The sequence below is a fragment of the Glycocaulis alkaliphilus genome (genome assembly GCF_004000605.1).
Lineage (GTDB): Bacteria > Pseudomonadota > Alphaproteobacteria > Caulobacterales > Maricaulaceae > Glycocaulis > Glycocaulis alkaliphilus.
Genome location: NZ_CP018911.1, coordinates 2,641,829 through 2,663,621, shown reverse-complemented (window position 1 = coordinate 2,663,621; position 21,793 = coordinate 2,641,829). Strand labels below are relative to the sequence as shown.

The window sequence follows — 21,793 nt, the reverse complement described above, 5'->3', positions numbered from 1 at the left end:
AACAAGCAGGCGCTTTCCAGGTCCCCATCACTCCGCGGGGCGGTTCTGCCCGACCAGCACGAAGGGCGCCCACATCGCCGGATGGGCAAATTGCGGGTCATCCATCATGGATAGCATGGACTGACGCAGCGCCTCTGCGCGCCCTGCCGACGGATCGGCGTTCATCGCCGAGAGTGTGCCGGTGGTGATGCGCCGCGCGGCGGCGTCATCGACAACCCAGTGCGAGACCAGCAGGGCCCGCGCGCCGGCATAGAAGAAGGCGCTGGCAAGGCCTGACAGGCTATCCGCGCCTGCGCCGCCCGGTGCTGCCGTGTTGCAGGCCGAGAGGATCACCCAGTCGGCATCCAGCGTCAGGTCACGCGCGATTTCGGAAGCCGTCAGCAGACCGTCATCGCCCTCGCTGGCCTGTGCAGGCGGGGTGAGAACCAGAGCCGGCTCGGTCAGGCCCGGCAGCTCATCAGCGATCAGGCCGTGCGTGGCAAAGGCGATGACCTGCCGGTTCGACAGGTCGACCGTGCTGCGCAGATTGGCTTCGGTTGCTCCATCGCCGACCAGCAGATCCTGGCTCGGTTGCGCGCCAAAGGCTTCTGCCAGCGCGATGAGTTCGGGGCGTGTATTGGGCAGGGCGCTCAAGGCACGCACCGCCTCGACATCAGCCAGAAATACGCCGTCTGTGGACGCGCTGGCATTGAACACGCCGCGTGTGCCGCCGCCGCGCTGCTGCGGGCCGGAACTTGCCGGTGCGCGCTCGCAGCCAGCACCGGCGCGCGCGCCAATGCAGGGATCACCGACGCCAAGGAAGGGCGCAGAGGCGCGGCTTGCGCCAAACCGTGTCAGCGAGCGCAGGGAAGCCGGTGAGGGCAGTACTGTCATGGCATAGCGCCGTCCCAGCCAGGCGGTCTGGCGCAGCGCGTCCACGTCGCTGTCTGCGCCTGATGGCGGCTCTGTGACCAGCAAGGCGAGCGGCAGGCTGGAAAGCGCGCCGGAGGGGATGGCATAGACATGCGCCTTGCCCTCAAGGCGCGCTTCGATTGGCGCCAGAAGCTGCTGGTAGAGCTGGAAGGCGGCCTGCCGGTCGAACACGGGCAGGCCTGCGGTCGCGCTGCTGGACTGTACTGCGACCGCGTTCCAGGGGCCGCGCCCGTGATCGAGATCGACGCCCTGACGCAACAGGTCCACCGCCTCGCCAAGCTCGGCCGCCGTCACCTCTACGCGCGCCCAGTCAATGCCGTCCCGGTCAATCGCAAAGACGAAGGTGGAGCGGTCACCGGCGAGGATCAGGATGAGGGCCTCGTCAGCGCGCAGCAGGGCCTGCGTCGCCTCGACCGATAGCGGCTGGGGGCTGGTGAGCTGGGCGTACTCGGGAAAGTCGCGCGACAATGTGGCGTCGATTTCGCCAAGGCGGGCAGAGGCGGTATCCAGCGCGCTGCGCGCCGTGGCCGTGGCCTCCTCACGCGAAGCCGGGTCGGTAATGGCAAGGGCTTCATAGAGGGCACGTTCGGCGGCGTTGCGCTGGTCCGCCATACGGCGGCGCTCGGCGACAAGCAGACCCAGCGCGTCGTCACCGGAGGCAAAGCGGGCCCCGACCTGTGACAGGGCGCGGGCGGCAGAGGTCTGGATCGCCCATTGCGCCGCCCAATATCCTTCCGCGCGCAGGCAGGCGTACTCCATCGAGCCTTCCGGGCAGGCTTGCGAGCCTTGCGCGAAGCTGCTGCCCGTGAAGGCCGCGCCAGCAAGGCAGGTGGAGACCAGCAGGGTGCGCGCAAGGCACGCAATATTGCGGGTGTGCATGGTGTTACCCTTCATTATGGGCAGCGGCCCAGGCCGCTTCTGTGTGGAGCGTAAAGAGCGCTTGCGGCTCACCGGCGTTCTGGATGGCGCGCTGGCGGTCTGCGTCCTCCCCGCCTGAGGCGAGATACCGGTCGAGATTGGCGCTGAGTATGCGTGCGCCGCTCAGGGCGGTCTGCGCATCGTGCGTGTTGGCGAGTGTGTGGCCCACCAGCCAGGTATGGGCGGCGATGATGTCGGTATGACCCGCCGGGCGGCGCTGCACGGTCAGCGCGGCGGACTCGGCAAACAGGCTGGCGGCATCCTCATGCCGGCCTTGAGCGGCGAGATTGCGGGCAAGATTGAAGAGCACGCGCGCCAGCCTGTGCGGGTTGGAGGCCACGCCGCCATCGTCGGCACGGGCATCGGATACCGCGCTGCGCAGCAGGGCTTCGGCCTCTGCATGCAGGCCCGCCCCATCCAGCGCCCGGGCGAGATTATTGCCATAGGTGGACCGCGCAGCCCCGCCTGACCTGTCATAGAGATCGCGCAGGATGGCCGCGCTTTCCGAAAAACGTGCGGTGTCGAAATAGGCTTCTGCCAGCATGTTCAGATAGACTTCCGGCTCGCCGCCTTCCCCGCTGCGCCTGGCCTCGTCAACGGCGCGTTCAAGCAGCGGTATCGCCTCTTCCGCGCGCCCCTGGGGCAGGAGGGCGCTCGCCAGCGAGTAAAGCCGGTCGTGGACCGCCCCTACCCGATGTTCGCCGGCTTCTGCTTCGGCCAGAAGGACGAGGGAGATGGCTTCGGCCTCGGCATAACGGCCTTCCTGGAACAGGGTACGCGCCTGCGACTGCCGGGTCAGATCGGCCAGCTGGCCCATCAGCTGTTCGTACCGGTCGGCCATATAGGTTGCGTTGGCTGCACCGGTTGCATCGCCATCAGCCTGACGGGCCGCAGCAAGACGGCGGCTGATATGTGCCTGCAAGGCCCACAGTTCGCCGCGCTCCAGATCGAGCCCGCGACGCGTGGCCTGTTCACACATCTGGAACCCGGCGGCGGCCTCGTTGTGACGGCCCGCCTCCATCGCGCGCTCGGCATTCGCGCAAATGGCAGCAGCGTCCCCGTCCAGAGCCGCGTACGGGTCGGGCGTCTGTGAGCCGAGAGCTGTTGCCAGCACGAAAACGCTCCACATCACCCTACTCCCCCCCGCCCGGCGGGATCAGCCGCCACTGGAACAGTATGGTACCGGCCTGCGCATCGAGAGCCGGGCGTGCGCGCGCGCTGCGGGTAGCAGCGCCGCCAAAGGCGGCCATGCTCATCAGCTGGCCGAGCGGGGAACGCTGTGCATCGTTCATGGCGGCATCGGCGGACCGGCTGAGGCTGGCTTGTGTCAGGAAGCTGAAATCCATCGGGATCGCCGCGTCCGGCTCGCGCTCCACCGCCAGCAGGACAAGCCGTTCCAGGCCCGCACTTGCCGGATAGCCGCTCGTCCAGTCGAACGTGCGAAGCCCGGCCCAGACGATGCGCGGCTGCTCTCCCGGCTCGATGCGGGTGGACGTGCTGGCGCCGAGAAAGGGCAGGCGGTGAATGCCCGCCTGGCTGTCGATATAGAGCGGGGTGACGTCGATTGCCCGGCTGCCCGTATTGGTCAGGCGGATATAGATGATGTCGCAATGGCCAAGATCCAGCGCGTTGAGATCGCTGGTGCCGAGCTCTTCAAATGAAACGGCACTGGCTGGAATGGCGGACGGGTCGGGCAGGGAGCAGGCCCAGTCATCGGCCGCACGGGCACTGGCGGTCAGGCGCGGCGGGGTGGCCCGCCAGACGAAGGCCTCATGGCGCAGGTTTTCCAGCCCGTTAGCTCCCTGCAGCGCGCTGGCGGCATTGAGGATGTTGCGCACCCGGGCCAGCTTCCGCAGTTCACCCTCAATCTGGCTCATCAGCGCATCGGCGGTTGATGTGTCGTCAATAGCGATATGCGCGGAGCGCTCGCGGCCAGTCGCGATGATGTCGGGCTCGCCGCGCAATAGCCAGATGGCGTCATCCTGCACGCGGATACGCACGTCGGCAGGCTCGCCGGGATCACGGAAATCTATCGGCGCGATCAGCGTTTCCGGGTTGGCCTGTGCCAGCCGGGCGAGTGCCTCAAGGGCTGTCTGCTCGCGCGCATTCACATCTCCGCTTACCTCTTCCACCGATATGGAAAGCGACAGGCGCACGCCGGGGTCGGCCAGCCGGGCCGTCATATAGGCGGTACGTCCGGGCAGGGCGCGGGCCGCCTCGTTGTTCTCGAAGGCGGTCAGGACGGCGCGGGTTGCGGTCTGTCCCACCTCCACTGCCTCGACGAAATAGAGGCCGGGGAAGGAGGGGTGGGGGCCTTGCGTGTCAGGGTCGCGCACGATGATCTCGAACACGGCGCCTTCGCCAACGCCTTCCAGAAAGCCGGCCTCGATCTCGGCAGTGTCGCGGGCCAGAAACCGGGCATGCCATTGCGGCGAGCGCATCGTGCCTCCCTGGCCCAGAAGCGCGCGGTCGAGGTCGCCCTCGAACAGGGGCGCTGGCGCCCGGCTACCCCAGTCATTGTATCCGGAGAGAACCCGGTAGGCGAGGTCGCGATAGCTCGCGACGCTGCCTGCCAGCAGGCCGTTGGCGATGTGGAAGGTCATCACGCCGAAATTATTACGCGCTTCTGCTGCGCCAACCTTGGGCATCAGCCCTTCAAGGGCGAGCTGGCCGGAATGGGCGGCGTAGAAGGCCACGAAACCGCCTTCTCCCAGTGCAATCGAGGCATCAGGGCGCGGCGAGGCTGCGCCGGAGCGTGTCGTCTGCGCGCGCTGTTCGGCGGCGGTGCGGGCCTCCAGCGGAATGCCCAGCATGTCCTCGGTGACGGCGCGGGTGCGGAACTCGCCGCCTGGCCCCGCGCCCCGGTTCGCGCCGCCCGAATGGCAGGTGTCCACCACCAGCCAGACGAAGATATTGCGCGCTCTCAAGGCATCGAGAAATTCGCCGATTTCATCATCGATCAACGCATTTCGCACGCCAGCCTGCCGGTCGCCCTGAGCGCCCTCCCAGGAACCGATATCCAGCGGCAGGAATATCTCGTCAAAGCCGTTGGCCTCCGGCACAGCTGCGCCTTCTGGCTGGGGCTGGCGCGAACCATGGCCGGAAAAATACACCAGAACTTCATCGCCGGGCCGGGCGCGCTCCAGCATGGCCTCGAACGCCGCCAGAATCTCATTGCGGTTGGGATCGCCCTGGGCGGTAAAATCAATGCCCGTCTGCTCCAGCCCGTCGGCGAGTACCAGCATGTTGGCATCGGGTACGTCATAGGCGCGCAGCGCACGGATCATCAGCGCCACATCATTGCGCGGCCCCAGCAATTCGACGCCCGGCCCGATCCGGTCCTCGTCATAGCCCGAAGCCCCGATCAGCAGGGCGTGGCGCTGGGGGGTGTCAGCCAGAGCTGCCGCTCCAAGGGCCGTCAGACCTGCCAGAACCGTGATGAAGCGTATTGCCGTGCCAAGCATCAGCCTTGCATCCCCTGCTGCATTGTTCCCGTGACCCTAGCGCGGCGCAGGCACTGGCCGCGAGCATGTGTTTTCTGACAAAGGCCGACAGCCATGTGCCAGCCGCAATGCCCAAAACGGCGAGCGGACGGCGAGCGGCCAAGTGGCCGCCGCGCCGTCCGTACTGCCAGCTTCCGGCGGGAGCGTCCGGAAGGCCGGACAGGTCCCGGGACGCTAGTTGGTCACCATGTTGTAGCTGACGCCGACATTGCCCAGATTGCGGACCTGGACGGTGAAGGTGCCGGTCCAGCGCGGCGTCCAGAAGCAGGACATGCGGTCGGAATAGTCGATATGGCGGCAGATCAGATTGCCGTTGCTGTCATACACATACATGTCGAGATCCGTGCGGCCGGGGCCGTTGGCCCAGACGGCGGCGCGTTCGCCCCCGCGGAAGGTGATGTTGTAGCTGGTGGTGCTGCGTGCGCCGACCCAGCCTGAAGCGCGGCCCGGTCCGCCGACGCGGCCACGGGCAGCATCGGCTTCCACTTCGGCAATCAGGCCGGCAAGCGCTTCGTCGCCGCGGGCCAGAACGCGCGCTTCATCGAGCATGTCGGCCGCAGACGCGAACTCGATCTCGGCCTCTTCAGGCTCACCGCCCTGCTCGGCGATCTCGTATTCACGCTCCTCGACATCCACACCCTGGCGGATGCGCGCTGCCACGATGACGGCGAGCGGGTCACGGGCATCCACACCGTAGGCATAAAGCTCCTGCGACAGGGCCAGCAGTTCGACGCCGGTGGTTTCCTCGCTGCGCTGGTCCTCGGCAAAGTTGGTGCCGGTCTCGTCAGCATCCTGGGCGATGACAGAGCCGGTCAGGGCGATCGCTGCAGTTGCAGCAAGCAAAGACGACAGTTTCATTTGGTTTACTCCTGTAATGACATTTTATCCGCATTCGCCAACAGGTATTCAGTGTTCGACAGTGCCCGGTCCGGGACGCTTTTCCTGCTGCCTTGATCAGTCCTAGCCCGCTGTTCAGGGCTGGAAAAGCGCCAAAAAAAGTATGTCCGTCTTTGTCAGGAATGCCGCTTGCCCGCGTCTTTGCTTTCTGACAGGGCTTGTAAGTAGCTGCGTGCGCGCCGTGCCGCCAAGATTTGCGCTGAGACATGCCGGAGCCTCTCATGCCTTATTCCACCACGCGCGCCCTGATCGCCTCCGCGCTCCTTGCGGCCCTGCTGGCGGTTGCCCAGCTGAACGCAGGCTGGCGGCCCGGCCAGGCAGCAGCGCCCGCAGCGGAGACGCAAGTACCGGGTTCTGCGCCGTTTGAAGGCGGCGAAGCCGTCATCCGCTCCGTGGTCACCGTGTATGCCGAGCGTTCGGTCAGCCAGCCCGTCATGGTGATGAACGAGGCCGGGGAAGAGGGCGCGCGCAATAGCGCAGAAGACCAGACCGGCTGGTCCTGGCGTTCCGGCTCCGGATTTGCGGTTGCCGAGGGCGGCTATGTGCTGACCAATTTCCATGTCGTGTCCGGCGCGCGCCGGATCGAGGCACGCCTTGCCAATGGGCGGCGGGTGGGCGCTGAACTGATTGGCGCCGATCCGCTGACCGATCTGGCCCTGTTGCGGGTGCAGGCAGACTTGCCAGCGCTGGAGTGGGGCGATGATGTCGCGTTGCGTCTTGGTGCGCCGGTTCTGGCCGTGGGTTCGCCCCTGGACTTTCACCTGTCGGTGAGTTCCGGCGTCGTGGGCGGTTTTGCGCGCGCTTATGACGGGGCCGATCCGGTTGGCTATATCCAGCACGATGCCGCGCTCAATCCCGGCAATTCCGGCGGGCCGCTGCTCGACCGTCACGGACGCGTGGTCGGGGTCAATACAGCCATTCCGCAGGAAGCGTTTTTCAATGTCGGCATATCGCTGGCCATTCCGTCAGGCATTGCCCGGGAGGTTGCCGAGACGCTGATGGAGCGCGGACAGCTGGAACGTGGTTATCTGGGCCTGACGGTGCGCGCCCTGCATGGCCCGCTGGCCAGCGCGATGGGACGTCAGAGCGGGGAAGGCGTGCTGATAGAGGCTGTTGATCCTGACTCGGCCGCTGCCGGAGCCGGTATCCGTGCCGGGCAGACGCTGCTGGCGGTCAACGGGATCGATCTGTCGACGCCGCGTGATCTTGCGCGCGCGCTTTTGCTGGCGCGTCCGGGCGAACGTGCGGCGCTAAGCCTGCATGACGGTCAGGCGCGCTACCGGGTGGAGGTCTGGCTGGACAGAAGGCCGGATAATCAGGATCTGGCGGCGAGCCGCGATCTGGGTTTTGAGCCTGTCAGCCGCCGTGGCTACGGGATCAGCTTTGCCGCCAGCGAAGGAGCTGGTGTGCAGGTGGCCTCGGTCGTGCCCGGCAGCCCGGCCGCGCAGGCGGGCCTTCGCGAGGGTGACGCCGTTCTGGCGATTGGCGCGACGGACATAACCGATGCTGGTGAGGCTCAGGTCCGCCTCATGCTTGCCCGCCGCCAGGTCGCCTTGCGGGTATTGCGTGGCGGTGACGATGTGCCCCGCTATATTGCGCTGGCGCTGGACGAGGGGGCGACAGCGCATGCGCCTGACCATGCGGCGTTCGCCGATGCGTCTGGCGGGCCGTTCTGACAACCAGCCTGCTGATCAGGCAGATCCGGGGAGAATCCAGATGCAGATCCTGATGGTCGAGGATGAAGATGTGTGGGCTGACAAGGCCACGCAGGCGGTGAGCGCCGAGCCGGACTGGACGCTGGAACGCGTGGCAACCGGCAGGGAGGCACTTGCGCGCGCGGCGTCCAGCGCCGTCGATGTGCTGGTCATCGACCGGATGATCGAGACCGATGGCACGGACGGCCTCCAACTGCTTTCCCGTTTGCGGGATATGGGCGTGGTGGCACCGGCGCTGGTCTTGTCCAGTCTGGGCCAGACCCATCAGCGCGTTGAAGGGCTGGAGGCCGGTGCGGACGATTATCTTGCCAAGCCGTTTGATGCTGCCGAGCTGCGGGCGCGGCTGAAATCGCTGGCGCGGCGGGCAGGCTTTGCGGCCAATCCTGAAGTCATTGTGCTGGGCGGGCTGGAGGTCAGGGCAAAGGCGCGCACGGCGCACTGGAACGGGGTTCACATCCCGCTTTCGCCACAGGAATTCAACATATTGAAGCTGCTGGCGGACAATCCCGGCCAGCCTGTCAGCCGTGACACGCTTTGGGCGGAAGTCTGGACTGATTTTCCCAATCTGCCGCCCCAGATCAATGTCATTGATGTGGCGGTGGCGCGCCTTCGCCGTTCGATCCGCGCGGTTGTCGGCGAAGATCTGATCGAGACACAGAGGCTGAAAGGCTATGTGCTGCCGCTACCGGCAGATAGCTTTTCGGTCTGACCGGCTGGAGCAGGTAGTTTTTCATCCTTTGGAAATTTGCCATTGAGGGGTGAATTCCCGCCGCCGCCATGCAAGAGTGCGGCGCCCTTAGCGGGCAGGCAGGGAGGACAGGCCATGGGGATGAGTACGGGAAATATTTGCCGGATCGGTGCGGCGTCCTTGCGGCGGGTGGCGGTCCTTGCGGGCCTCGCCGGCGCACTCGCCCTGGCCGGTTGCGGCGATGATCCTTCCCCGGCTTCGCGCGATGAAGGCCCTGCCCTGCAATCACGCTCTGCCGACGCGCCGCGCGCCACGCCGGACGTCTCTGACCGTTTTGAGTATCTGCGCTATGCGGCCGATATTGATGGTGATGCGCCGCGCCTGTGCCTGACCTTCTCCGCTCCCCTCGATCCTGATACCGATTACAGCGCCTATGTCGAAGTGGACGAGCCGGTTGCTCTCAATGTCGATGGCCAGCGCCTGTGCATTGGCGGGCTTAGCTTTGGCCAGACGCGCACCCTCATCTTGCGCGAAGGTCTGCCGTCTGCCGATGGGCGCCGCCTTGAAACCGAAGAGAGAGATACGCTGAGCTTTGCCTCGCGCCCGGCCTATGTCGGCTTTGCCGGTACGGGCGTGATTCTGCCGCGTGTGGACGCTGACGGCGTGGCCATCGAGACCGTCAATGTCGATGCCGTACGTGTGACGGTGACGCGCGTGACCGACCGTGCGCTCGCCTTCCGCCAGATCATTTCCGGCTTTAACGCCGCGTCCGGCGACTGGTACTGGCTGGGTTCCGAAGAACAGCCGGGCGAGGCCGGATCGCCGGTCTGGCAGGGCGAGATGGATACGCCCGGCAATGCCAACGCCATGACCACGACCGTATTTCCGCTGGCCGAAACCATCGGCAATCTGCGCCCCGGCGCGTACTTCCTGCGCGCGGAAAATCTCGCCGAGATCGATACGGCCCGCTATGGCGATTACGCCCGCGCTGCGCGCTGGCTGATCGTTACCGACCTTGCCTTTACCGCCTATCGCGGGCGTGACGGGATTGATGCGATTGTCCGCTCCCTGCAGAGCGCCCGGCCGCAGGCCGGCGTCGAGGTGCAGCTGATTGCCCGCTCCAACGAAGTGCTGGCGACCGCCCGCAGCGATGAGCGCGGACGTGTGCGCTTTGGCGAGGCGCTGGTGTCGGGCCGGGAAGGCGATGCGCCGCGCCTCCTGATGGCCTACGGCCCTGATGGTGATTTTGCGGTGCTGGATCTTGCCCGCGCGCCGGTTGATCTCTCCGCCCAGCCGGTTGGCGGACGTAACCGCGCCGAGGGCGCGGACGGGTTCATCTGGCTGGACCGGGGCATTTACCGTCCGGGTGAGACAATTCACGCCTCGGCCATGATCCGCGACAGCGAGGGCCGGGCTCTATCTGACCGCCCCGGCACGATCACGCTGTTTGCGCCCAATGGCCTCGCCCATGAGGAGGTGCGTTTTGAGCGCGCCGCGCAGGCCGGTGCGATATTCCATGACTTTGAGCTGCCGCGCGAAGCGGCCCGTGGCCGCTGGCGCCTCAGCGTCAACGTGGACGGTGTGGGCGAAGTGGCCAGTCATAGCCTGTCTGTCGAGGATTTTGTACCGCAACGCGTCGCGCTGACGCTGACCGCCGACACGGACACACCGATCCGCGCCGGTCAGACGCGCATGGTGGAAACCTTCACGCGCTTCCTTTATGGCGCGCCGGGGGCGGGGCTGCAGCTTCGCGGTACGGCCCGCATCCAGCCTGATCCCAACCCTTTCCCTGAGTTTTCCGGCTTCCGCTTTGGCAGGCATGACGAGCGCTTCGCCGAGGAGGTGATCGATCTGCCCGATACCATGACGGACGGGCAGGGCAATGCGGCCATGCCGGTCGCGCCGGGCCGGGCAGGGCGCGATTCCTCGCTGCCCTTGCGGGCGCGCGCGATCATCACCGTGGAAGAACCCGGCGGGCGCGCTGTCAGCGATGATGTGCGCATCCCTTACCGCCCGCGCGACCGCTATGTCGGTATCCGCATGGCAGGCGATGACGATACCGTGCGCCGTGGCCAGTCCACGCGCCTGTCCGTGATCGGTGTCGGGGCGGACGGCGCGGCGCTGGCGATGGAAGCGGACTGGCGCCTGATCCGTACCGACTGGCAGTATGACTGGTACCGCACTGATAATGGCGACTGGCGCTGGCGGCGTTCGCAGCGCGTCGTGCCGATTGAGTCCGGCCTAGTGCGCCTCGATGGCGAGAACCCGGCCATCGTCGAAACGCCTTCGCTCGACTGGGGTGATTACACCCTCATCGTGTCGGCTGATGGCGCGGATCTGGCGAGCTTCGGCTTCTGGTCCGGCTATGGCGGACGCCCTGCAGATGGCGAGGCGGCCCCTGACCGTGTGCGCCTGTCCGGCCCGTCTGCGGCGCCGCAAACCGGTGAAACCGCGCAAGTGTCCATCTTTGCCCCCTATGCCGGGCAGGCCGAGCTGGTGGTGGCGACTGACCGGGTCATTCTCTCGCGCACGCTGGAAGTGGGTGAAGGCGCTACCGAAGTGGAGCTGCCCGTCACCGCTGACTGGGGCGCTGGCGCCTATGTGATGGTGTCTGTCTTCACCCCGCGAGATGCCGTGACACGCCCCACCCCGCGCCGCGCGGTGGGCGTGCTGCACGTGCCGGTCAATGTCGAGGACCGTACATTCGAGCTGACACTGGATGCGCCCGAGCGGATCAATCCGCGCGAGCGTTTTGATTTCACGATTACTGCCAGCGACGGCCCGGCCCGCGAACAGGCTTATGTGACGGTGGCTGCCGTCGATGAGGGCATATTGCTGCTGACCGGCTTTGCCTCGCCGGACCCGGAAAGCTGGTTCTTCGGCAAGGCGCGCCTCGGCGTTGACCTGCTCGATGATTATGGCCGCCTGCTCGACCCCAATCAGGGACCGGCAGCGCCGGTGCGCTCTGGCGGTGACGAGATCGGGGCTGCGGGTCTGTCCGTAGTGCCGACCCGCACGGTGGCGCTGTTCTCCGGCCCGGTGCGCTTTGACGGGCAGGGCCGCGCGCAAGTGAGCTTCGATATTCCGGACTTCAATGGTGAGCTGCGCCTGATGGCGGTGGCGTGGTCTGATCGGGGTATCGGCTCGGCGAGCCAGCCCCTGACCGTGCGCGATGATGTGCCCTCAGAGCTGATCCTGCCGCGCTTCCTGGCACCGGGTGATACGGCCTCGGCCACGCTGACCCTGGACAATATTGATGGCGCGCCGGGTGATTATGCGGTGGCTCTGGAAGCGGACGGTCCTGTCAGCTTTGCCGACGCTGCCTTCACGCAAAGCCTGCCTGCGGGTCAGCGCACCGACCGCGCCGTCGCCCTCTCTGCCGCGTCTTCGCCGGGGATTGCAGAGCTCTCGCTCTCTGTCACCGGGCCGGATGGCGAGACGGTGGTGCATGAGTATCCGATTGAGGTGCGTTCAGCCTTCCTGCCGATGACGTCCATCACGCGGCGCACCCTGCGACCGGGCGAAACCTGGCAGCCGCCAGCCGATGCGCTTAGCGTATTCGCACCGGGTAGCGGGGCTTTGCGCCTCTCCGTCGCCGCAACGCCCATCGATGTGGCCGCGATCTACGAGGCGCTGTCGGGCTATCCCTATGGTTGCACCGAACAGGCCGTGAGCCGGGCCCTGCCCTTGCTCTATGCCGGGCAGATGGCCGGGCTGTCGGGGGCGGATGCGCCCGCCGATGCAGACGACATCGTGCGCCGGGCGGTGGAATCGGTGCTGGCCCGCCAGAGCGAGGATGGCGCTATCGGCCTCTGGCGCATTGGCGACGGACAGGCATCGCCCTGGCTGGGTGCGTATTCCACCGATTTCCTGATGCGGGCTGCAGAGGCTGGCTACAGCGTGCCGCGTGCGGCGCTGACCCGCGCGCTTGATGCGCTGGTGCCGGTGGCGCGCGGTGATCTGTGGCAGGCCTATGGCTATGACACCAGCGCACCCGATCCGCGCTGGAGCCGCGATACGCAAGACCGGATCAATCATCGCAGCAGCGCCTATGCCGCCTACCTTCTGGCCCGTGCGGGCCGGGGAGACCGGGCGCGGCTTCGCTATCTGCACGATGAAATGCTTGGCCGTATCGAAAGCCCGCTGGCGCGCGCCCATATCGGGGCCGGGCTGGCCGCCATTGGTGATCGCGCCCGCGCGGTGAGCGCGTTTGACAGCGCCATCTCCGTGCTCGGCTACAATAATGCCGGCGACTGGTATCAGACCCCGGTGCGTGATCTGGCCGGTGTGACCGCTCTGGTGGCCGAGGCAGGCATTGAAGATCGCGTCGAGGGTCTGCTGGCCCGGCTGGCGCGTGACTTGCCCGAAGCCTCGCGCATGACCACGCAGGAACAGGCCCATGTCCTGATGGCCGCGCGTGCCTTTGCCGGTGATGCGCAAAACCTGTCTCTGGAATGGGGCGGTGCGCCGCTGGAAGGTCAGTCTGTCACCCTTGATGCCGATGAGCTGAGCGAGGGCCGGGAGCTGACCAATCGGGGCCAGCAGCCGGTCTGGGTGACGGCATTTGCGCGCGGGGTGCCGGTGGAAGCGCCTGATGCGGCGTCCGAAGGCGTGAGTGTCGAGCGCTCCCTTACTGACCGGCGCGGCAATGCTATCGACACAGCAGCCATCAGGCGCGGTGACCAGATCATTGTCAGCCTGACCATCACGCCGGAGCAGACCCGCGCCATGCCGCTGATCGTCGCCGATCTCCTGCCTGCGGGCTTCGAGATCGAGGGCATTCTGCGCCAGAGCGATGCGGGCAATACCGGGCCCTACGCCTTCCTCGGTGACTTGGCTTCCACGCAAGTGGCCGAGGCGCGCGATGACCGCTTCATCGCGGCCATCAATACGCGCGGGCGCGATGCGGTGCGGGTGGCCTATATGGTCCGCGCCGTCACGCCGGGGCAGTTTGTCCAGCCCGGCACGGTGGTGGAAGACATGTACCGGCCGGACGTGTTTGCCCGCTCTGAGGCCGGGCAGGTCACGATCCGCCCGTAATGGCTGGCTGGCTGACGATAGGGCTGAGGCGGGCGAGCGTGCCGCTCGCCTCGCTCCTCGCTGCTGGCGTATTGCTGGCAGGGCTCGATCACGCCCTGCCGCCCCCGCCCATGCCGGAGGTCTCCGCGCTGGTCACAGACCGGGAGGGGCGGGCCTTGCGCGCCTTCCCGGTGGAGGATGGACGCTGGCGTCTGCCGGTTGATCCTGAAGCCGTCGATCCGGCGTTTCTGGCCGCCCTGATCGAGATCGAGGACCAGCGCTTCTATACCCATCACGGCGTTGACCCGCTGGCGATGGCGCGCGCTGTTGGCTCCCTCATCAGCTCTGGCCGGATTGTGTCGGGCGGGTCAACGATCACCATGCAGACGGCCCGCCTGCTGGAGCCGCGCCCGCGCCGGACGATTATAGCCAAACTGATCGAGATGGTGCGCGCTATCCAGCTGGAGCGGCGCTATTCCAAGCATGAAATCCTGCAAGCCTATCTGACGCTCGCGCCCTATGGTGGCAATCTGGAAGGCGTGCGCGCGGCCAGCTGGGCGTGGTTCGGCCATGAGCCGGACGTGCTCACCCCTGATGAGATCGCGCTCCTGATTGCCCTGCCGCAGGCACCCGAAGCGCGCCGTCCCGATCTGCGCCCCGATGCTGCGATGGCCTCGCGTGCGCGGCTGCTGGCGCGCATGGAGCGCGCTGGCCTGATCAGTGCGGACTGGGCGGCGGATGCGGCAGAAGAACCGGCACCCTCCCGCCGCGCCTTCCCGGCGCGCGCCTGGCATGCCTCGCAGCATCTGGCCCGTGCAGGCGGGGAGGTGCTCTCCACAATCGACATCCGCCTTCAGAGCGCGTTGGAGACGCGTCTGGAGACGCTGGCAAACGAGGCCGGACCCGATGTGCAGGCTTCCGCCCTGATCGTCTCGCTGGACGGGCGCGAAGTGCGCGCGGCGGTGGGGTCTGCGGGGCGCGGCAGGCCGGGCGGCTGGATTGATCTGACGCGGCGCGCGCGCTCGCCTGGCTCGGTCTTGAAGCCCTTCATCTACGGGCTGGCGTTCGAGGACGGGCTGGCAGGACCCGGCACGCGCATTGCCGATCTGCCGCGCCGCTTTGCCGACTATAACCCCGAAAACTTCGACCGCAGCTTCCGGGGCGATGTGACGATTGCCGAGGCGCTGCAGCATTCGCTCAACGTGCCGGCCGTGCAGGTGCTCGACGCGGTGGGGGCCAACCGCTTTCTCGCCGCCATGAGCTTTGCCGGCGGGCGGGCCATTGTGCCGCGCTCGACCGAAGGCGATGCCGGGCTGGCCATCGCGCTCGGCGGGCTTGGCATTACGGCAGAGGAGATCGCGGTCATGTTTGCGGCGCTCGGCGCAGGCGGCGAGGCATTGCCGCTTGCCTGGACGCCGGAGGCGGCGGCGGCCAACAGGGAAAGCCGGGGCTTCCGCCTGCTGGACCGCTCTGCCGCTGCCACGCTTGTCGATGTGCTGCAGCGCTCGCCCGCCCCGCCGGGCCTTATGCCCGCTCGCCTGACCAGCGGCGCGCCCGCCATCGCCTACAAGACCGGGACGTCCTACGGGTTTCGCGATGCCTGGGCGGCGGGCGTTTCGGGCAATTACGCGGTTGTGGTCTGGGTAGGCCGGGCCGATGGCGCGCCGCGCCCCGGCGAGACCGGACGGCAGGCCGCCCTGCCTGCCCTGTTCGACATTTTTGATGTCATCGCGCGGCGTGATCCGTCTGGTGTTGCGTCGCGCACAGACAGTCTTGTAGCCAGGAACGCCACAGGGCCGCTGGCGCGCTTTGACCGGGGTGTGTCCGGCCCTGACATCGTTTTCCCGCCCGATGGCGCAGAAGTGTGGGCCGATGAGCCGGGGCGCGGATTTGCCCTGTCGGCGCGCGGCATCGGGCCGCTGCGCTGGTATCAGCGCGGCGTACCGGTGGCGCTTGATGCAGGCGGACAGTCACTCTGGCAGCCGCAAGGGCCGGGCTTTTACGAGCTTACGGTGGTCGATGCGGACGGGCGCAGCGCCCGCACCCGTGTCCGGGTGCGGATGCCTGCCCCGTCCTGACCGGCGCTCCAAATTTTTATTTTAACGCGCAATTTTTTCCGAAAACCGGTTCCCACTTTTCGGATTGCGCTCTAGTCCCCGCCATACCAGCGCAGCGAGATATTGCGGATACGCTCTCCGCCCACTTCCACACCGCCGGTAAAGGCAGGGCGCTGGCTGTCACCGGCGCGGACGACATCGCCGTGCAGCGCGCCGTCAATGATGACGGTTCCCAGCTCCGGATCGATGCCTTCAAAGGTGAAGGCACCATCGGCCAGATAGTAATAGTCGGCCTGCACGCGCGTCGTGACGGTGTGATACTCACCGCCGAGCTCGTTTGTGCCGGTCGGGCTGTTCACATCAGAAAAATCCACAAACACCGGGCCGAACGGCATCTCGTCGCGCCTGCCGCCCGCTTCCCATGCCTCGAAATCGCTACTGGGGGCGATGAAGACATTGTCCAGCCGCCAATTGCCGAACTGCAGCGGTTCAAAGGGCAGATAATAGCCAAAGGCATCGAAATGCTGCTCGCGGGTCGACACCCGTTCCCCGGCATCCTGATCAGGTTCGGCGGCCGGTGTCGTCACCGCCTCGTCGACATCGACCCAGCCGGCGGTCCCGGCATTATCCTCGCACGCCGCCAGCCCAGCCAGCGCAAGACAGCCCGCGCCCGCGAGCAAGAATCTGGAAATCTTCGTCATCAGCCCTGTCCTCTCGTGACTGCGAATACCCAAGCCCACTTCGAAGAAAAGATTACCGGTGAACGCGCATGCCTGAAAGTGTGCTCTGGCCAGAAACGCGTGATGGTCTAAAACGCTCCGTCATGAGCGCGAGCGCCAATCTTGAAACGCCCTATGACGGCCCCCGGCTCTGGCTGGTGGGTACGCCTATTGGCAATCTGGAAGACTTAGCCCCCCGCGCGGCGCGCATCCTGTCAGAGGTCAGCGTCATTGCGTGCGAGGATACCCGCACGACGCGCCGCCTGCTGGATCTGGCCGGTATCACCCCGCCGCGCCTGATCGCCTGCCATGACCATAACGAGCAGAGCAGCGCAGGCGGTATCGTCAAATTGCTGGAGCAGGGCGAGAGCGTGGCGCTGGTCAGTGATGCGGGTATGCCTGCCATCTCCGATCCCGGCTACCGGGTGGTGCGCGCGGTCATCGAGGCCGGGTTCGAGGTCAGTGCGGTTCCGGGACCATCCTCGGTGCTCACCGCGCTGGCGGTGTCGGGCTTGCCGACCGACCGCTTCACTTTTCTGGGGTTCGCCCCGCGCAAGAGCGGTAAGCGCCAGCGCTGGCTGGAGCCGTTCAAGGCCGATCCGGCGACCCTCATCATCATGGAAAGCGCGCAGCGCCTCTCCGAGACGCTTGCTGACGCCGCCGCTGTCTTGGGCGAGCGGCAGGGCGCGGTGGCGTTTGAGCTGACCAAGGCGTTCGAGCGCGTCCATCGCGGCACGCTCATCGAACTGGCCGCGCGCTATTCCGAACCGCCGCTCGGCGAGGCGGTGATCGTCATAGCAGGCGCCGTGGTAGTGCGCGAGAAGGTCAATAAATACACGCCCGATGGGGGCAAGAAGAAATAGCCAGAGTTGTCATGGCCCGGTTTATCCGGGCCACCCATGCCTGAGAGTTGGGGGCTAGGGGGGAGCAGGCCGCGAAGCGGCCTGAAAAGCGCGACTGCGCGCCCGCGACTTTTCGCGGAACATCGCAACGCGGATGCGTTGCGGAACTAAAAGAGGCATGGGTCCCCCGCATAAAGCGGGGGATGACAAGCCGGACGAGGGCTTTACCCCTACCGCGTCCCGTAGCGCATTTTCGCCGCCATGGCGGCAAAGTCCGGCAGGCTGGCAAGCTGCTTGTTGACCTTCGCCTTCACCTTCTCGAACTCCATCACATTGGCGATGCGCCGGTCGAGGAAGGCGAGTGTGTCGGGCTTTGCCGGGTCACTCTCTGACAGCCAGATGGCGAGGCTGGACGTCCATACGCCGGTCAGGATCGCCCGCTTGGAATACCAGTTGGCATCGGTCGAGGTATCGCCAATCGCCCGCCAGATCATGTCGGACGTGTTCCAGGCGAGCTGCGCGCCGGTGGCGATACCGTCGGGCAGCAGCAGGCGGGCCCGGGCGCGCGACAGCGCATCCTCATGGCCCTTGCCCGCTTCCAGACGCAGCACGACCGCCCGGCGGATGCGCTCGCGGATCTTTGCCGGTGATTCTCCCGCCGTTATGGCTTCCTGTGCGGCGTCATCCATTTCCCGCCACCAGAACACGATCAGGCTGATGACGCCGTCCGGGCAATAGAGCGCCACCTCGTCATCGCTCATCCCGGCATCACGCGCGGCGATGCGCAAGAGCGATCCTGACCAGCCCTCGAAGGGTATATGGGGCAGGGCAGCGTCCAGCAGCCGGGCGCGGGCTGCATCCGCGTGGGAACGATTGGGGCGGTCAGAGGCGTTTGATGTGCTCATGGCGGGTAATCTACTGTGAATTTGTGTGCGCGTCATCGCGTCAGCATGCCGCGATGTGTATGGACAGCAGGGCTTTGCTCTGGTAACACCCGCGCCTCATCGCAAAGTTTCCGGCGGAACAGGCGATCCAGAACCGCTCTGTTACGCCTTTTCGTGTTAGAATTCTGGGTGACCGGCCAGACCGGACCCGTTGCAGGACCTGGGAGAGTAAGTCATCGTTCAGATCGTCGTGCGCGATAACAATGTCGAGCAAGCGCTCAAGGCATTGAAAAAGAAAATGCAGCGGGAAGGCACTTTCCGCGAGATGAAGCGCCGCAACCATTACGAAAAGCCGTCTGAAAAGCGCGCTCGCCAGAAGGCGGAGGCGATCCGCCGCGCCCGCAAGCTGGCCCGCAAGCGCGCCCAGCGCGAAGGCCTGCTGCCGCGTACGGCAACGGCCCGCCGCTAGGCCAGCTTCCCTTTACGGGACTGCACAAACATTACGCCGCGCCGGATATTCCGGCGCGGCGTTTTGCGTTGTGATTGTCAGAATGTATGGCCGGGCGGGGTACGCTCGCGCATTGACCGGCGGCGCGCCTTGTGGTCGGGCATGATCCGGTCCAGCAGGGCATAAAAGCGCGGCGAATGGTTCATCTCGATGAGGTGGCAGGCCTCGTGGGCGCAGACATAGGCGATCTCGTCCTCGGGGAAGGCGATCAGGCGCGTATTCATGCGGATCACGCCGTCTGATGAACAGCTGCCCCAGCGTGATTCCTGCGCTCGTACCTTCACTTGCGGGGCAGGCAGGCCGAGCGCTCCGGCATAGTGCGCGATGCGCGGCGTATAGTCGGCAAGGGCAGTATCGGCCCGCCAGCGCTTGACCGCCCGCAGCACGGTGGCATCGCGCAAGGATGGATCGAGGCGTTCATCGGTTTTCACCAGCAGGTGATCGTCATGAACGCTGATGAGGGTGCGTGCGCGCCCGTGCGGCTCGACCACGACTTCCAGCTCGCGGCCCAGATAGCCGATTGTCTGGCCGCCCATGCCGGTAAAGTCCGGCCGGGCGCGCGCACTCCATTTTTCAAGCCGGGGCAGTATCCATCCCGCCCGGTCGCGCGCCACCCGGTCCGCTTCGATCGCGGGTGTGCGCCGGGGCAGGGTGATGGTCAGGCCATCGGCATCGATGCGCAGCCCGATCGTTCGCCGCCCGGTATGGCGCACCTGATAGGTGACGTCGTGGCCGTCCAGCTCGATTGTACGGGTCTGCATGACACTCCTAGCGCGGTCTCAACGTCAGAACGCGCGATCCTTGCGGTGTGCTGTCTGGCGTCCAGTCATCGCGGATCTGGAAATACTCGCCGCGCGACCACAGCTCGACCAGATCGCGGTAGTGTGGCGAGAGCGGGTGGCCGGACTGGCCCGGGCCGTGGATGAAGCGCGAATTGTTGAGGTCAGCGAGGTCGTAGACCACACGCAGCGAGGCGGCGTGGACGATATCAAACCCTTCACCGGCATAGCTGAAACTGGCGACATTGACGGTGGTGCCATCGCCGCCGACCGGCGCGCGCACGCTAAACATATCCCCCAGCACGGGCAGGCCATCCATGGGGTGGGCAAAATAGCCCTGCGCATGGTCGCCCCAGCGCCAGCGGGACATGTCGCTGCCATTGGTACGCGCCAGCTCTGCCATGGCGGTGTCCAGTGCCAGCCCGGCAATGACGGGGCAGGTTTCCACCTGCGTGGTCGTCACGTTGTTGCACCAGGATGATGCATCGCCCGTCAGCACGTCCTGCACGAAGACAGGGCGCGGCCCGCGGAAATAGCGCGCCATGGGGCCCAGCTCATCGGCCCAGATCGCCTCGGTCATCACCCGCAGCCAGGCTGACAGAACAAGCCCTTCCGGGCCATCAGCATCCAGTGATGCGTTCCAGCCTTCGAGGCGGGCGAGCGCTTCAAGGCCCAGCTCGCTTTCGGGCTGCGCGGCCAGCAGGGCGGGCAGGATGGCTTCAGCCAGTGCAGAGGTGACATCCATCTGCATGGTGATGAAGCCTTCCAGCGAGTGACGGCGGCGCTCGGCCAGCATGGTCTCGATACGCACGGCGCGATGCACCCCATAGCGGCCGGGCAGCGGGTAGGGATAGGCCGCGCCTGCTGGCAGATTATTGCCCGACGCAATCGAGCCGCCAGCCGGGTTGGCGATGCGGGGCAGTTCCTCGAACGGGACAAAGCCTGTCCACTCGCCATCCTCATCGCGCATGGGGAGAAGGCCCGCCGTGGTGTAGCCGATTGTACCGTCGACGCCCGCATAGTGCATGTTCTGCATCGGTGCGGTCCAGCCGCGTCCGGCCTCCACGAAATCGTCCCAGCCGGTAGAGCGCATGATGGCAAGGGTTGCATCGGCCACCCGGTTGCCAGGGTCAGACACGGTGGAGCGGCGCACGACCAGAGCATCGGAATCAAAGCCGGTCAGATCAAACCATTGGGCGTCCAGTACCGGGCCTTCGCTCGTCTCGGTGATGGTGAGTTCGAACGGATCGCGCTGGCCGAGTACGTTGATGGTCTCGATGCGCGTATTGGTCTGCGTGGTGTCGCTGTCGCGTTCGACAAGGTCGATCACCTTAAAGCCGGTATTGGTGAAGCCCCACGCGCCGTGGGCGTTGCGCCCCAGCGTGATGAAGGGTGTGCCGGGCAGGGACGCGCCCAGTACCGGTCCGAAGGAGAGGTTCAGCCGGGTGAAATACCAGATGGAGGGCGCGGACAGGCCCAGATGCGGATCATTGGCCAACAGGGGCGCGCCGGTCTCGGTGCGGTCCCCCGAGACGACCCAGGCATTGGAGCCGGGCTCGTTATCGGGCTGGGTGCCGGCAGGCGGGGGAAGCGTCTGGCGGCGAATATCACCGAAGGCGGCGTTGATGTCTTCGTCTTTCAGCGTGGTTGGGCCCCAGTCCGGGAAGGCGGCGAGGAATTGTTCCAGCATCGAACCCTCGAGCACCTGCGATGCGCGGGCGCGCTCGCGGTCCTCGCCCTCACCAGCGGCCAGATCATCGGCCAGCACGATCATCACGGAGGCGGAATCAGCCAGCGTCCAGGGTTCGGGCCGTGTGCGCAGGAGCAGGTATTCCGGAGCCGGATTGCCTTGTTCGAGGCGGGCATTCACGCCGCTGACATAGGCCTCGATGGCGAGGCGGGCCTCGTCCGACAGGTTTGCCAGCGCGTGGCGGGTGGCTTCTGGAAATCCAAAAGTGCGCGCGCGAATATCGGCGCGCAGGGCGCGCTCGCCGAACAGCTCCGACAGACGTCCCTGCGCGGTGCGCCGGTAGAGGTCCATCTGGAAAAAGCGTTCGGCGGCGTGGGTGTAGCCAAGGGCGAAATAGACGTCGGCATCGGTCTCGCCGAAAATGTGCGCCACGCCATATTGATCGCGCACCACATTGACTGGCGCTGTCACGCCCTCAAGGCGGACCTCGCCTTCAAGACGAGGCTGGGACCCCACAAACCGCCAGCCCGCCCAGCCGGTTACGGCCAGAACAAGAACCAGCACCAAGGCCACAACGCCGATAACGCTGCGCACAATCCATTTCACCATGATAGCCCCCTCGACTCAGGCCCCGTGCCCGTGAGCGGCGCGAGCTTATCAAG

At 66.2% G+C, this 21,793-nt stretch carries 14 protein-coding genes; 6 read left to right on the top strand and 8 right to left on the bottom strand.

Annotated elements, in window-relative coordinates:
* Positions 1-27: 27 nt before the first annotated feature.
* From X907_RS12690 to X907_RS12675, 4 genes are all read right to left on the bottom strand, one after another.
* On the bottom strand, positions 28-1,791 hold the full coding sequence (locus X907_RS12690) for a CHAT domain-containing protein (protein ID WP_170175560.1): 1,764 nt from the start codon (positions 1,789-1,791) through the stop codon (positions 28-30).
* Positions 1,792-1,795: 4 nt separating this feature from the next.
* Positions 1,796-2,959 carry a tetratricopeptide repeat protein gene (locus X907_RS12685; RefSeq protein ID WP_127568570.1) on the bottom strand — a complete coding sequence of 388 codons (1,164 nt, stop codon included), beginning with the start codon at positions 2,957-2,959 and terminating at the stop codon, positions 1,796-1,798.
* 4 nt (positions 2,960-2,963) lie between these two features.
* A complete protein-coding gene (locus X907_RS12680; RefSeq protein WP_127568568.1) occupies positions 2,964-5,294 on the bottom strand; it encodes a caspase family protein in 2,331 nt (776 codons plus the stop codon).
* Positions 5,295-5,507: 213 nt separating this feature from the next.
* Entirely contained in the window at positions 5,508-6,191 is a 684-nt protein-coding gene (locus tag X907_RS12675; RefSeq protein WP_127568566.1) for a hypothetical protein, read from the bottom strand.
* 260 nt (positions 6,192-6,451) lie between these two features.
* Here X907_RS12675 and X907_RS12670 point away from each other — a divergent pair, with 260 nt between their 5' ends.
* The 4 genes from X907_RS12670 (at position 6,452) to pbpC (ending at position 15,730) form a co-directional block, all read left to right on the top strand.
* Positions 6,452-7,906, top strand: coding sequence for a trypsin-like peptidase domain-containing protein (locus X907_RS12670; RefSeq protein ID WP_170175559.1), 1,455 nt, complete (start codon positions 6,452-6,454; stop codon positions 7,904-7,906).
* Positions 7,857-8,654: a response regulator transcription factor gene (locus X907_RS12665; RefSeq protein ID WP_233352371.1), complete on the top strand. Its 798-nt coding sequence runs from the start codon at positions 7,857-7,859 to the stop codon at positions 8,652-8,654. Before X907_RS12670 ends, X907_RS12665 begins: the two co-directional genes overlap by 50 nt.
* A 120-nt stretch (positions 8,655-8,774) precedes the next feature.
* Positions 8,775-13,673, top strand: a complete 4,899-nt coding sequence (locus X907_RS12660) for an alpha-2-macroglobulin family protein (protein WP_233352370.1) — start codon at positions 8,775-8,777, stop codon at positions 13,671-13,673.
* On the top strand, positions 13,673-15,730 hold the full coding sequence (pbpC, locus tag X907_RS12655) for a penicillin-binding protein 1C (RefSeq protein WP_127568559.1): 2,058 nt from the start codon (positions 13,673-13,675) through the stop codon (positions 15,728-15,730). The genes X907_RS12660 and pbpC overlap by 1 nt, the downstream gene beginning before the upstream one ends.
* A gap of 71 nt (positions 15,731-15,801) precedes the next feature.
* On the opposite strand, the gene X907_RS12650 is transcribed toward pbpC, so the two are convergent.
* Entirely contained in the window at positions 15,802-16,410 is a 609-nt protein-coding gene (locus tag X907_RS12650) for a hypothetical protein (protein ID WP_127568557.1), read from the bottom strand.
* Positions 16,411-16,532: 122 nt separating this feature from the next.
* Here X907_RS12650 and rsmI point away from each other — a divergent pair, with 122 nt between their 5' ends.
* On the top strand, positions 16,533-17,291 hold the full coding sequence (gene rsmI / locus X907_RS12645) for a 16S rRNA (cytidine(1402)-2'-O)-methyltransferase (RefSeq protein WP_170175557.1): 759 nt from the start codon (positions 16,533-16,535) through the stop codon (positions 17,289-17,291).
* Between the two features lie 209 nt (positions 17,292-17,500).
* Here the strand turns inward: rsmI and X907_RS12640 are convergent, their stop codons facing one another.
* A complete protein-coding gene (locus tag X907_RS12640; RefSeq protein WP_127568555.1) occupies positions 17,501-18,175 on the bottom strand; it encodes a COQ9 family protein in 675 nt (224 codons plus the stop codon).
* Positions 18,176-18,389: 214 nt separating this feature from the next.
* On the opposite strand from X907_RS12640, the gene rpsU reads away from it, so the two are divergent.
* Positions 18,390-18,623, top strand: a complete 234-nt coding sequence (rpsU, locus tag X907_RS12635; RefSeq protein WP_036514953.1) for a 30S ribosomal protein S21 — start codon at positions 18,390-18,392, stop codon at positions 18,621-18,623.
* A 77-nt stretch (positions 18,624-18,700) separates the two neighbouring features.
* Here rpsU and X907_RS12630 read toward each other — a convergent pair whose 3' ends face one another.
* Both X907_RS12630 and X907_RS12625 read right to left on the bottom strand, forming a co-directional pair.
* On the bottom strand, positions 18,701-19,423 hold the full coding sequence (locus tag X907_RS12630) for a M48 family metallopeptidase (protein ID WP_127568554.1): 723 nt from the start codon (positions 19,421-19,423) through the stop codon (positions 18,701-18,703).
* A gap of 7 nt (positions 19,424-19,430) precedes the next feature.
* A complete protein-coding gene (locus tag X907_RS12625; RefSeq protein WP_127568553.1) occupies positions 19,431-21,740 on the bottom strand; it encodes a penicillin acylase family protein in 2,310 nt (769 codons plus the stop codon).
* Positions 21,741-21,793: the final 53 nt, after the last annotated feature.